Origin of the sequence: Marinoscillum luteum (assembly GCF_044005705.1) — a bacterium.
GTDB lineage: Bacteria > Bacteroidota > Bacteroidia > Cytophagales > Cyclobacteriaceae > Marinoscillum > Marinoscillum luteum.
In genome coordinates, this window is sequence record NZ_JBIPKE010000019.1 from 422,433 (window position 1) to 435,110 (window position 12,678).

Consider the following 12,678-nt stretch of genomic DNA (forward strand, 5'->3'; position numbering starts at 1 on the left):
CCGCTTGCCTTTTCTTTCAGAAATTATTCTTATTAATTATATCCTTCGTTCTGCTTCAACTTGTTGTTGGCATCCAGCTGAACCTGAGGAATAGGGAATATAGCATAGTGGCTGTCAGAAGTTCCTTTTTCCCACCATGGATCATCATACTTGCCAAATCTGATCAGATCCTGACGTCTGGTCATCTCTGCATACATCTCACGACCCCACTCAGCAAGTAGGTTGGTAGCATCCAGAGATGAGAAAGGGGTTACCCCTGCTCTGGTTCTGATCTGATTGACCATAGCCAATGCATCTGCAGTGTTTCCCTGACGGAAATCAGCTTCTGCTTTGGTCAGGAGAATGTTTCCTAAACGGAAGATCACAAAGTCATTACTCAGGTTAGGTGTAGCTCCCTGAGCAATCTCATATTTACCAATTCTGGCTCCAGCCTGACGCAATCCATCAGGATAAATAGAGTTGTGCTGAGGTGTAAAGGTAAGTGGTGCTCCATCCGGATCAGTTGGTTCTACACCAGCATCTTCGGTTCTGCTTCCATCTGGATTAAACTGAGGCCCAACGATGAAATTGGATAGCCTTGAATCCACAGTTCCGATACTTGTTGCCTGAGCCAGACCTTTATAAACATCCCCCTGAGGGCCAGGGTTTTTCGCAGGATCTACGTAGGAGTTATAAAACTCCTCTACAGTCGCATATCCATTCCATGGCTGATCCTGAAGGTTAAATGTGTTTTGACTTCCGTAATGCAGAGTCATCTGATGCCAGTTGAATCCTTGTGCAAATACCTGATCGTAAGGCACTACAAAGATGTTTTCCTGAGAACCAGCGTTGTCTGTCTGGAAATTCGCAGCATAGTTGCTCTCCAGTGAGTAAAGTCCTGAATTGATGATCGCGTCAGCATCAGCTTCGGCATCAGCCCATCGGGCAGTACCAGTATACACTTCTGCATTCAAGTAAAGTTTGGCACGAATGGCCAAAGCTCCCCACTTGTTGATTCTACCATAAGTAGAAGCATCTTTCGCTTCGCTCAGCAATGGAATGATTTCATTCAATTCTGACTCTACGAAGTTAAATACCTGCTGACGGGTAGAATTACCAGCCGTTTCAGTGTCTGTAAAGTCAGTCACCAAAGGTACATTTCCGAATGCATCCAATAACCAGTAGTACCAAAGGGCACGCACCGCTCTCAACTCTGCGATGAAAGCATCTGCTTCTTCAGTCCCTAATTGCTCAAACTGATAGATCAAACGGTTACAGGTATTCACCCCTGAGTAACAGAATCCCCAGGTGTTATTGAAGAATCCATTGTCAGCAGTGTATTCATGTTGATGCAACTGCAACAAAATACCACCATCATACCAGTCACCACCTTTGGTGGTAATTACCAACTCATCAGAAGCGATTTCATTGATTGACCAAAGGTTTGAGTGGTTACCAATTCCAAGCAGTGAAGAATATGCTTGTCCAAGAGCTGCGACAAACTCCTCATCAGATGTGAAGAAGTTATCGGCGGTTACGTCGCTATACAGCTCTTCTTCCAGGTCCGTACATGCCGGTGCAAAAAACACCAGGCCAAGAACCATTAAAGAAACTCTTTTCATTAATTTATTCATGTCTTAAAATTTTAAGTTTTTAGAAGCCCAGGTTTAAACCCAACGTGAAGGTTCTGGTGGTAAAGTAAGTTGACCTTCTCTCGATACCAGGTGATAGTGTATCAGCATCACCAGGACGTCCACCATTGTCACTGTCTATCCTGTCTTCATACCTTACTTCTGGGTCCACACCAGTGTAGTTGGTCAAAACAAATGGGTTTTGAACTGACGCAAACAATCTCAATTTACGTACTGCACTGCCACTCTGTAGTGGGAAATTATAACCAATGGTAGCGTTATCGATTTTCACGTAATCAGCACTCTCTACATGAACACTGTTCACAGAAGCCTTCTTAACATTTGAATCGTAATACTTAGTCTTCACCACATTGTAATTACCGACCGTAGTAGACTCATTGTTCTCATAGAAACCTCGGTAGCTATTCAGCAGGTCATGACCCACAGCTCCTCTAATGAAAATATTAAGATCAAAGCTCTTATAGGTAAACGAGTTGTTGAAACCGAAAGTGGCATCTGGAAGTCCAGATCCAATTACCGTTCTGTCGTCATCACAGTTACAATAAGAACCGTCACCACTCAAATCAGCAAACCTAGGTGTGCCATCTTCGTCTACACCAATCTGAACGGGTCCCCAAAGTTGACCTAATTCTTCACCTTCTTTAACTCTTACCAATTCTGTGTCATTCTGACCAGGCGCTCCCATGTTGGCTCTGTAGAGTACTCCACCTTCTCCAAAGGACAAATCCCCAGAAGTCAAACTCACTACTTCCGTTTTGAATGTAGAGAAGTTCACCCCAGTAGACCAGGTGAAGTCATTGGTCACTATAGCTTGGTAGTTAAGTGCTACCTCAAGTCCGGAATTCGCAAATTCTCCAATGTTCACCCAAGTCTGTCCAAACAAGTTTGGTGGCACAGGCACATTTACAGAAAGAATCATATCAGTAGTGGTTCTTGTGTACCAGTCAACTGTACCACTCAATTTATTATCCAAAAGGGTAAAGTCAATCCCTACGTCGATCTCATCTTTAGTCTCCCAGGAAAGATCCGGATTTGGATTACTTACAGGACCAAAACTTGGCACGTATTCCCCGTTATAAAAGAAGTTTCCTTGAGGACCATATCTCTGAAGTGATAGGTAAGACTGACCAGGGATGTTTCCTGTTCTACCAAACGAACCTCTCAATTTCAAGCTGTTCACTGTAGGGATTTCCACGAGGTTGGTGATGTTCACACCGGCACTCACGGCTGGGAAAATACCCCATCTGTTGTTGATACCAAATCTTGAAGATCCTTCATATCTCGCACTTGCAGAAAGGAAATATGTGTTATCGTAATTCAGATTCAATCTGCCAAAAAATCCAATGAGTTTGTAAGAATTCGCATAACTCCATAGGTTACCAAGTCCGTTAGCAAAATCAAGAGCAGCACCCATATTGTTATATCCAAACGCATCAGTAAGGAAATCACCGCCTTCCATACCAGATCCCTCAGTGAAGAATTCCTGGTATGAATAACCACCCAAAAGGGAAATATTAAGGTCACTTACATCCTTGTTGTAGTTTACTGTAGATTCGATCAACTGGTTGGTCCTTCTTTCATTAGACTTACGGGCCAAGCCATTTCTACCTGCTCCTCTGAATTTAGAATTCTTAGAGTAGTACTCACCTCTCAGGTCATTCTCCTCTTGTCTGGAGTAGAACACAGAAGCACTCAAGCCATTTACCAGATCGCTGAAGTCATACTCAGCTTTCACACTCGCAAGCAAACGATGATCCACTCCTTCATTAACATTCTGCTCTGCTATGCCCACCGGGTTGAAGAAATCAAAAATATCTCTCTGTGCATAACCACCTTGCTCAGTCAGACCACCACCAGATGCAGCAATATTTACAGGCATTGTAGGGTTAGCCACTACAGCATATCTAAAAGCTTCAGCAAAACCATAGTCAGACTCTTTGGTGGTACTTGATATACCCACAGTTATTTTCGCACGGTCATTTAAAGCACGCTGAGTAATGTTCACACGACCATTCAACTGGCTAAAGCCTGTACCAATACCAATACCTTCAGTATCTCTATAGTTCATAGAAATACGGTAACTGGTCTGGCCTGTACCACCTGACAGTGACAAGTTGTGCACCTGAGCCTGACCTAGTTGAGTCACCTCATCCATCCAGTCTGTATCAGAACCGAAATCCTGAGCCCCTGGCACCTCTCTGTACTCATCGGCGGTCATGAAGTCGATGGTGTTATAGATAGACTCCACAGCGTAGGAGCCGTTATAGTCCACCTGCATTTTACCTTTTGATCCGGTCTTAGTGGTCACGAGGATTACTCCACTGGATCCACGAGTACCGTAGATGGCAGCAGCTGATCCATCTTTCAGGATATCAATGGATGCAATATCATTCGGGTCTACTGTAGAAAGTGATCCTCCGATTACCCCATCAATGACTACCAGCGGGGATGCATTTGCTCCCACGGTAGAGATTCCTCTCAGTCGGATGTTATATCCACCATTGGGATCACCACCCGGCTTAGTGATGTTCAAGCCAGCCACTTTACCTTGTAGCAACTGTACTGGATCATTCACCGTACCACGGTTGAAATCCTCAGAGCTGATACTGGCTACTGAACTGGTGATCTCTTTTTTGTCCTGGGTACCGTACCCTACCACTACCACTTCTGATAATGATTGTACATCCAGGTCAAGGGCCGCGTCGATCACTCCGCGAGATCCTACTACCGCTTCCGATGAGGCATAGCCCACAAACGAAAACACAAGTGTTGCACCATCACCCACAGCCAATTTGTATTGACCATTGAAGTCGGTAATGGTACCATTCGTTGTTCCTTTTTCAACAACGTTGGCGCCCGGAACAGCTTCACCTGTTTCCGCATCGGTTACTGTACCTGTCACCGTTCTCTCCTGCGCCCACAGCGTGGCGGACAGAATCAACGATAAACCTAAGAGTAAATACTTCTTCATACTATTACAATTTGTTTCTAAACTTTTAACTAAAAGTCAATTTACGAAATGATATTCTGACCATTACAACCTCCAAGAAAACGAATTAAAAAGAATTATAAAAACGATTTGATATAAAAAGAGAGCGATTTTGGCAATTGAATAATTGCAAACGTTTGCAATGGATAGATAATTTTTGAAGTCATAAAATATGACTTTTCTAAGATGCCTGAAGGGCCTTTTTAGGCTTTCCTCACCGAAACCCTTTTTGAAAATTTTCTTTGGATAAAGAATGGGTAATTTTATAGTTCATTATCTTGCCTGAACATGAAAAAAGGATCAGTTACCATCAAGGACATAGCCCTCGAGTTGAACATTTCGGTTTCCACCGTTTCCAGGGCATTGGCAGATAATCCTTTGGTAAAACCATCAACCAGAGCGGCAGTCAAAGAACTGGCAAAAAAGTACCACTACCGTCCCAACTTCACTGCCCTGAGTCTGCGAAGCAATAAAACCAAAACACTGGGCATTATCATTCCGCAGCTGGTGCACGAGTTTTTTGCCATGGTGATTCGCGGCATTGAGGATTTTGCCTACTCCAATGACTACAATGTGATCATCTGCTCCACTCACGAATCATACGAACGCGAAGTGATAGACACCAAAGCCCTGATCAATGGGAGGATCGATGGTCTGATGGCCTGTATTTCGAAAGAAACCAATGAATTTGATCATTTCTCAGAATTTGTAGACCGAGGCCTGCCGCTGGTATTTTTTGACTGCATCTGTGACGAAATAGAAGCGCCAAAAGTGGTGCTGGATGACTTTGATGCAGGCTATAAAGCAGTGAAACACCTCATAGATCAGGGATGCACCAAAATAGCCTATGTTGGAGGGCCCATTAACCTTTTTATCAACAGAGACAGACTCGCCGGCTATAATAAGGCCTTATCTGAGGCGGGGCTCAATACCCGAGACAGCTGGATCATTCATTGTGACTCTGGGGACTATGACGATGGCATGGAAAGCACTCGCGAACTGGTGCAGGCCCGGGAGATCGATGGCCTCTTTGCTGCCACGGATATGCTGGCCATAGGTGCCATCAAAAACATGAAAGCAGCCGGACTGAAAGTACCGGAGGATGTGGCAGTGGTTGGCTTTAGCAACTGGTCCATCGGCACCCTTTACGAGCCTTCGCTCTCCACCATGTCACAACCCGGATATGAAATGGGCCAAAAAGCGGCAGAGCTGCTCATTCAGCAAATTGATAACCCGGATCAGGAATTCAATGAGACAGTGGTGCTCCACAGTGAACTATTGATCAGAGAGAGCAGCATCAGGGACTGAGGCACGTTTCTATTCCTGATATAAGCTTAACTTATCGACTGATAATCTTGATCAATAATAGTTTAATGATCTTCGCGCTCAGATTTTTAACCATTTTTTCAGAGCATGATTGAATTAACCGAGGACAACTTACAAAATATTCTGGCAGAGAACGAACGCGTGATGGTACAATATGGAGCCACCTGGTGTGGAAACTGCCGAATGATCAAACCAAAATTCAAAAGACTGGCAGGAGAACATGAGCAGGTGCTCTTCGTCTATGTGGATGCGGAGAAACTACCAGCCTCAAGAAGTCTGGCTGAAGTGAAAAACCTTCCAACATTTGCCGGCTTCAAAAATGGCACATTAGTGTCACAGGCAGCAGGAAACAAAGAAGAAACCATAACAACTATTTTAAATGAGATTGCCAATAATTAAGCACATCATCGATTTTGTAGATGAAAACGATGAGGACTGGGTAGTGGAGACCATCGAACTGTTGGAGCATATGTCTGAAGCCAAGGGCATAAAAGATGAGGAGCTGGATGTGATCGGGGAATTGCTCTCCAATATGTATGGTGCTTTGGAGGTTCATAAAGAAATCAAAAATGGCACCCCTCAGAAAGAGGCACTGAACGGCTTTATGAAAAGAGTGATGGGTGCTATTAACTAAGGCCAGTACTGCAAAAACATTGGGCGCTGCTGGCGCTCAATGTTTTTGCAATTTTATAGCTCTACTTCAACTCATAGGGATCCACAATGGCCCAAATGAGCCAGGCCAATCCCTGAAGAATGACAAAAATGTTGTGGGCCTTCTTGTTATGAATGTCCAGTGTTAGAAAAATGATGTAAGCCAATGCCATCAGGTACTGTGGAATCTGCGAGGTAATGGCCCATCCTGACACGATGATGTTTTGCAAAAAGCTAACCACTATGATGGAGAGTATGATTCCAAAAAACCACTTCCACTGGTCGTAGTAATACTCTTCCAGATTGGTCTCATGGCCCCTAAGCCCTGTGGGAAAGAGCATTCTGGCCAGCAGAAAAAGTAGAATGGGATAGATAAGGAGAAATAACACCAGCGGCAAGGTCCACACTTTCACATCGCTGGCATACTGATAACTGTACCACCACTCCTGAATGTGCAGCAGAAACACGTTGAACACCATGACCGAATGAGCCAGGCCGGTTTTCGTATTCCTGAGATTGGACACAATATCTGCAATACCTGTGAGTAACTGAGCGATCCCCAGCCCCAGAATCAGGGAGAAAAGAACGACAACATATTCGAAAGGTTCCATAGGCAGTTAATTGATGGGGACAATTCTATTCAACCTGGAGCAATTTATAAGCACAATCCGTGGGGTAATGCGCATTAGTAGTCACCACGACAGTTCTACACGGTCAATTCCTGAGGCTTCATTTCGTGCGAGTTTATTGACAGCCCCCTACGCGATGAATCGCGACCATGCCGCACTACCCCTCGTGAATGCTGCGCATTTCGAACCAAGCGTTTAACGGGGGTTCTCATCCCTCAAACCTCAGAGAATAAAAAAACCCAATCCGTAATCAAACGAATTGGGTTTTGGATGTGGGCGCTGAGGGATTCGAACCCCCGACCCCCTCGGTGTAAACGAGGTGCTCTGAACCAGCTGAGCTAAGCGCCCTTCCGGGCTCGCTTTTGATATGACCCTCAAAAACGGATTGCAAATCTAGTACAGTTTGGAAGTATTGCAAACACTTTCATTTTTTTATTCAAAAAAAATTAACTGACCGCCACAGTCAGGTAGTCATTGAAGGGCTTCATCGCCTTGAAATAGCTCACTGCGTCCTCTATCAGCCGATCTGACGTCACTTCGGCATCACTCAATTCGTGCAACACCACATAGCTTTTCAACTTCAAAAACTCAATATTGGGGTGGTCTTTGGGGTAACCCTTGGGTGCGGTCTTCAACTTTTCTCCACGGATCTCTCCATAGACTTTCCTGAAATTCGGCTCACTCACTATGTTTTTAAGCTCCTCCGGATTATAATCCACCTCCTGCCTGATCTTTTTTAACACTTCAGCCTGAGGCATGTAGATCCCTCCTCCAATGAAATTCTCACCTGGCTGTACATGCAGGTAATATGAAGGATTTTCAGAGTGCTTGCCCCCTTCTGAAATAGCCGCGCCAAAATTGGTCTTGTAGGGTCGCTTGTCATTGCTAAAGCGGATGTCGCGGTTGATCCGAAAGATGGTGTCTTTGGCCTGAATGCCCGCCAACCCCGGATCGAATGCCTGCATCTGCTGAATCAACTCCCCGACCAAAGCAATAAACTCCTGACGACACTCCTGATACCAACTGCGGTTGGCATCCATCCATTCTTTGGAATTGTTGGCGGCCAGTGCATGGAGAAACTGAAGACTGTTAGATAGGTTCATGGTGTGGTTAAACTGAAAGGATCAAAAAGGGGTTACAAAAATGGCTAGTAAACATCACTTTTGGGTAGTGAAGGGGCGCTTACTAATTGAAATAACCTGGAACTTACGGGCTAATGCAGTGATTCCACCACCTGGTCTAGTCCCATGCTTCGGGAGGCTTTGATCAAGACGGTATGATCTGCAAGGGATCTTGTTTCCAGAAAAGCCTTCGCCATCGCTACTGTCTCGAATCGGAATGAGCCCTCCACCAGCATGTTCGCCGCCATCATGTATCGCCCGATAAGGATCACCTGATCAAAACCAACCTCCTTCAGCCATCTGCCCACATCCAGGTGCCGGTCTACAGCGTCCTGCACTTCTTTCATGTCACCAAGAATCACCGCCTTTTTGCCGGGCATCGCTGCCAGATTGTCTATGGCCGCTTTCATGGACGTAGGGTTGGCATTGTAGCTGTCATTGATGATGGTGATGGAGCCTTTTTTGATGACTTGTGAACGCTGATTGGAAGGTGTATAATCGGAAATGGCCTTCAAAATCTTCTCGTCGGACACGTCAAATGCCCTGCCCACAGCCACGGCCGCAGCAATGTTGCCATAGTTGTACCGGCCGATCAGGTTGGTTTGTACCTCTAAGTCTCCAAGCTTTATTTTGATGTAAGGGTTTGCTTCGATCAACGCAAGGTCACTGGCCGGAAACAGTACCGGATCAGAGAATCGCTTGGCCATATTTTCCAAACGGAAATCATCCAGGTTGATAAAGGCTGTACCCCCTGTGGTTCTCAGGTGATCAAATAATTCGCTCTTGCCACGGAGCACGCCTTCTATTCCGCCAAACAGCTCCGTATGCGCCTCACCGATGTTGGTGATGAGCCCGTGGGTAGGGTTGGCCATCCGGCACAGATCGGCGATCTCGCCCACGTGGTTGGCACCCATCTCTATCACGGCCACTTCCACCTGCGGGTGAATGTGCAGCAACGTGAGGGGCACTCCCAGGTGATTGTTGTAATTGCCCACGGTAGCATGGGTGATGTATTTCTCCTGAAGTACCCGGTTGATCAATTCCTTGGTGGTGGTTTTACCATTAGATCCAGTGATGGCCAGCAGCCGGCGTTTGTACCGGCTCCTATGGAAAACGGCCAGATCCTGCAAGGCTTTTTGACTGTCCTCAGCCAGGATGATCCGGGGATCGGTGGCATAGGCGGGATCATCCACCACAGCATAGGCTGCTCCGAGCTCCAGGGCCTTCTCTACAAACTTATTGGCGTTGAAGTTGGGTCCGCTCAGCGCGAAAAACAGGTTATCCTTTTGGATGGTGCGGGTATCGATAGAAACCCCATCGCTTTGTAGAAACTTCGAGTAGAGATATTCAATAAAATTTTCCATCATTACAAATATATTCGGATCTCCTGCATGAACGACCAAAACCGTACGATCATCTTCATTCACTTCCTCACCGACCCGGCTGGTTTTGATTTTGAAAACCCGCTGGAACAAAAAGTGCGTGCGGAGAAAAAAGAGGATGATGTACTGTATTCACTGGATAACTTCTCAGACAGTCTCACCCTTCACTATGCCAAAAAACTGATCAGCGACAGTGAGCAAATAACAGTCATCTGCCAACTGCAAGGAGAAGACGTACCGACTGGAGGTGCCTTTTCGTTACTGAATCAGCTCATTAAAAAGAAAGACTCAAAGCTCTTTTGCAACAGGGATTATGCTCCACTGAAACCCATGATGACCCGGCTCAAGGGGAGGGTGTTCGCTACTGGGGAGGAATTGATGAAGATGTTATTCGAATGAAAACCGATCGGCATCCTGCTGAAAAGGAAACCGCTCTCTAAAAGATTGTAAATCTAAGGCAGACAAAGTGGCAGTGAGGTTTTCTTCCTTTTCGGAAAAAGCCATTACCTCTCCTTTGAAATTATAAACTGCCGAATGTCCGACATACTGCGCACCGACACCATCGGTACCGATTCGATTGACCCCCATGCAATAAGCGATGTTCTCTATGGCACGTGCTGCCAGCAAGGTATTCCAGGCGTGAATGCGTGGTTCGGGCCAGTTGGCCACATAGACGAGCGCATCATATTCATATAGGGAGTTTTCAGTCGATCTTGACCGGGCCCATGCCGGAAATCGCAGATCATAGCAAATCAGTGGCATGAGCTTCCAGCCATTCACCTCCACGATCAATCGTTCGGTGCCTGCAGTGTATCCGACATTTTCACCCGCCAGACCAAATAGGTGTTTCTTATCGTAATACTGGCTCGCTCCATCCGGGTAGACCACATACAGCCGATTGTAAAACGACTCCCCTTCCCTGAGGATGTAGCTACCCATAATCACCGCTTTGGTTTGGGCGGCTTGCTGCTTCATCCAACGAAAGGTCTTGGTGTGTGCTACTTCGGCCAGCTCCGCGGCCTTCATGGAAAACCCGGTGGTAAACATCTCCGGGAGTATGATGAGGTCTGGCCTGGACTCCAGCTTCCAAATTTTTTCCTCAAACATCCCGAGGTTTGCTTCGGTATTCTCCCAGTGGATATCGGACTGGATCAGGGCTATTTTCAGCTCATCGGTCATCGTTTGGCAGGCACCTTCACACGGTAGTCTGCATCCACCTTCCCTTTGCTAATATTGGCCAGTTTGCCCTTCAGTAGCCTCTTCTTGAAAGAAGATATGTGATCGGTAAACAATACCCCCTCGATGTGATCGTACTCATGCTGGATGACCCGCGCATGGATGTCATCATACTCCTCCTCATGCTCGTTCCACTCTTCATCGAAGTATCTGATCTTCACCACCGACTTACGGGATACATCCTCCCGGATACCGGGTATGCTCAGACAGCCTTCTTCAAAAGCCCATTCTTCACCATGTTCATCGATGATCTGAGGATTGATAAACGCTTTTCTCACACCTTCTTCGCCTTCATCCATCATAGGGTAATCGTCTACTACAAAGAGACGAATGGACTTGCCAATCTGCGGAGCTGCCAGACCCACCCCTGATGCGGAGTACATGGTCTCAAACATGTCAGCTATCAGTTCTTTCACGCTGGCTCCCTGTGGGATGTCTGCTGCTTTTTTCTTTAATACCGGATCTCCGAAGAGTACGATCGGATATATCATAAACGTGCTTCTAAATAAGATTGTAAAATGATCGTTGCGCTTATTCGATCAATGTTTTCCTTTTTCTGACGGTCGCTTTTTTTTGTCCCTCCTGCAATCATGGCATCCAGTGCCATTTTGGAAGTGAACCGCTCGTCATGCAAAAATAGTTTCTTATCGGGAAATAGTTTCTTAAATCTGTTCACCGCAGCTTCCACGAGGGGTGTGGCATTGGTTGGCTGGCCGTCGGTATTTTTAGGCATCCCCATCACCACCTCAGACACTTCCTCCTTTTCAAAATAGGCTTTCAGGAAATCCATGAGGTCGTGGGAACGGACAGTTTCCAGCGGAGTGGCGATGATTCCCAATGGATCAGTGACGGCTATTCCGGTACGCTTGGCACCATAGTCTAAGGCCAGAATCCGAGGCATTAATTAAGTGGGGTAAGATTATTGACTTTTTCGCGCACTACAGCCTCCAAAGCCACTGCACGGGGGAAGAGTATTTTATTCTCGATTTCGGCATGATACCACATCTCCCGATCGAAGGCCTTGATCTCCTGAGCAATGACCCGCCAGTGCAGATCACTCATATCAGCCTCTTCCACCAGATTGCGGATACCAGCCAGTTCATCTTCTTCGCAATGGTCAGTGTGAATCTGCTTCAGCGAGAGTTTGCGGTGCCTCCAAAGCGCAATCTGAGGGTTTGAAACTTCTCCTTTTTGAATCTTTAGGAGCAAATTGATATAAGAGAAAAGGGTGTCCTCCTCCTCATATATGTGATTGATAAACTCCTCTACAAACTCCGGAAAGATCAGCTTGAGGTCATTCAACGTCTCATATTGATGAACCAGATTAGCGATATAAGGCAATTTCTCCTTAATAAAGAGGTGGTGGGCATATTTCAGGTATTCAATGACGATTTCCAAAGGATATTTACCCAGCTCCTGAAAGGAAAACCGATGTGACCGGTCAAATAAATAGAAAGCTTTGAGCACCTGACCTTTCTGCAAACCCATCTGACCGCATACCTCTCTGAGCGTACGGTCAGGGTGGCGATAGAAGTCTATCCCCAGGTAACTTAGTGCCCGGGCGTAGATGTAATTTTCATCTACTAGTGATCGTATGGTCAAATCAAATACTCTCATCCACCCTCAAAGATACCAATATGATTGAAAACGATGGGTTGATTTTGGTCAGAAACGTTTTTGATCATCCGCACGTTTAATTTTGACCTCATAAGG

At 45.9% G+C, this 12,678-nt stretch carries 13 protein-coding genes and 1 tRNA gene; 4 read left to right on the forward strand and 10 right to left on the reverse strand.

Annotation, left to right across the window (positions count from 1 at the left end; genetic code table 11):
* Window positions 1-32: 32 nt before the first annotated feature.
* The gene (locus tag ACHKAR_RS16830) at window positions 33-1,613 is read right to left on the reverse strand and encodes a RagB/SusD family nutrient uptake outer membrane protein (RefSeq protein WP_159582871.1); all 1,581 of its coding nucleotides are present in this window, start codon (window positions 1,611-1,613) and stop codon (window positions 33-35) included.
* Window positions 1,614-1,632: 19 nt separating this feature from the next.
* Entirely contained in the window at window positions 1,633-4,602 is a 2,970-nt protein-coding gene (locus ACHKAR_RS16835; RefSeq protein ID WP_159582869.1) for a SusC/RagA family TonB-linked outer membrane protein, read from the reverse strand.
* Between the two features lie 306 nt (window positions 4,603-4,908).
* Here ACHKAR_RS16835 and ACHKAR_RS16840 point away from each other — a divergent pair, with 306 nt between their 5' ends.
* From ACHKAR_RS16840 to ACHKAR_RS16850, 3 genes are all read left to right on the forward strand, one after another.
* A complete protein-coding gene (locus tag ACHKAR_RS16840; RefSeq protein WP_159582867.1) occupies window positions 4,909-5,928 on the forward strand; it encodes a LacI family DNA-binding transcriptional regulator in 1,020 nt (339 codons plus the stop codon).
* A 105-nt stretch (window positions 5,929-6,033) separates the two neighbouring features.
* Window positions 6,034-6,345, forward strand: coding sequence for a thioredoxin family protein (locus tag ACHKAR_RS16845; RefSeq protein WP_159582865.1), 312 nt, complete (start codon window positions 6,034-6,036; stop codon window positions 6,343-6,345).
* Window positions 6,326-6,580, forward strand: a complete 255-nt coding sequence (locus ACHKAR_RS16850; RefSeq protein ID WP_159582863.1) for a DUF6952 family protein — start codon at window positions 6,326-6,328, stop codon at window positions 6,578-6,580. Before ACHKAR_RS16845 ends, ACHKAR_RS16850 begins: the two co-directional genes overlap by 20 nt.
* A gap of 61 nt (window positions 6,581-6,641) precedes the next feature.
* On the opposite strand, the gene ACHKAR_RS16855 is transcribed toward ACHKAR_RS16850, so the two are convergent.
* From ACHKAR_RS16855 to ACHKAR_RS16870, 4 genes are all read right to left on the reverse strand, one after another.
* On the reverse strand, window positions 6,642-7,208 hold the full coding sequence (locus ACHKAR_RS16855) for a hypothetical protein (protein ID WP_159582861.1): 567 nt from the start codon (window positions 7,206-7,208) through the stop codon (window positions 6,642-6,644).
* Between the two features lie 291 nt (window positions 7,209-7,499).
* Window positions 7,500-7,574: transfer RNA gene (locus ACHKAR_RS16860), tRNA-Val, on the reverse strand.
* Between the two features lie 98 nt (window positions 7,575-7,672).
* The gene (locus ACHKAR_RS16865; RefSeq protein ID WP_395418591.1) at window positions 7,673-8,329 is read right to left on the reverse strand and encodes a DUF2461 domain-containing protein; all 657 of its coding nucleotides are present in this window, start codon (window positions 8,327-8,329) and stop codon (window positions 7,673-7,675) included.
* Window positions 8,330-8,439: 110 nt separating this feature from the next.
* A complete protein-coding gene (locus ACHKAR_RS16870; RefSeq protein ID WP_395418593.1) occupies window positions 8,440-9,714 on the reverse strand; it encodes a UDP-N-acetylmuramoyl-tripeptide--D-alanyl-D-alanine ligase in 1,275 nt (424 codons plus the stop codon).
* A gap of 24 nt (window positions 9,715-9,738) precedes the next feature.
* Here ACHKAR_RS16870 and ACHKAR_RS16875 point away from each other — a divergent pair, with 24 nt between their 5' ends.
* Entirely contained in the window at window positions 9,739-10,128 is a 390-nt protein-coding gene (locus ACHKAR_RS16875; RefSeq protein WP_395418595.1) for a hypothetical protein, read from the forward strand.
* On the opposite strand, the gene ACHKAR_RS16880 is transcribed toward ACHKAR_RS16875, so the two are convergent.
* The 4 genes from ACHKAR_RS16880 to ACHKAR_RS16895 are packed head-to-tail and all read right to left on the reverse strand — an operon-like array spanning window position 10,117 to window position 12,582.
* The gene (locus tag ACHKAR_RS16880; RefSeq protein ID WP_395418596.1) at window positions 10,117-10,908 is read right to left on the reverse strand and encodes an amidohydrolase; all 792 of its coding nucleotides are present in this window, start codon (window positions 10,906-10,908) and stop codon (window positions 10,117-10,119) included. The two genes, ACHKAR_RS16875 and ACHKAR_RS16880, sit on opposite strands and share 12 nt — an antisense overlap.
* A complete protein-coding gene (def, locus tag ACHKAR_RS16885; protein ID WP_395418598.1) occupies window positions 10,905-11,456 on the reverse strand; it encodes a peptide deformylase in 552 nt (183 codons plus the stop codon). Before def ends, ACHKAR_RS16880 begins: the two co-directional genes overlap by 4 nt.
* Window positions 11,453-11,866: a Holliday junction resolvase RuvX gene (gene ruvX, locus ACHKAR_RS16890; protein WP_159582847.1), complete on the reverse strand. Its 414-nt coding sequence runs from the start codon at window positions 11,864-11,866 to the stop codon at window positions 11,453-11,455. Before ruvX ends, def begins: the two co-directional genes overlap by 4 nt.
* Entirely contained in the window at window positions 11,866-12,582 is a 717-nt protein-coding gene (locus tag ACHKAR_RS16895; RefSeq protein WP_395418600.1) for an iron-sulfur cluster repair di-iron protein, read from the reverse strand. The genes ruvX and ACHKAR_RS16895 overlap by 1 nt, the downstream gene beginning before the upstream one ends.
* Window positions 12,583-12,678: the final 96 nt, after the last annotated feature.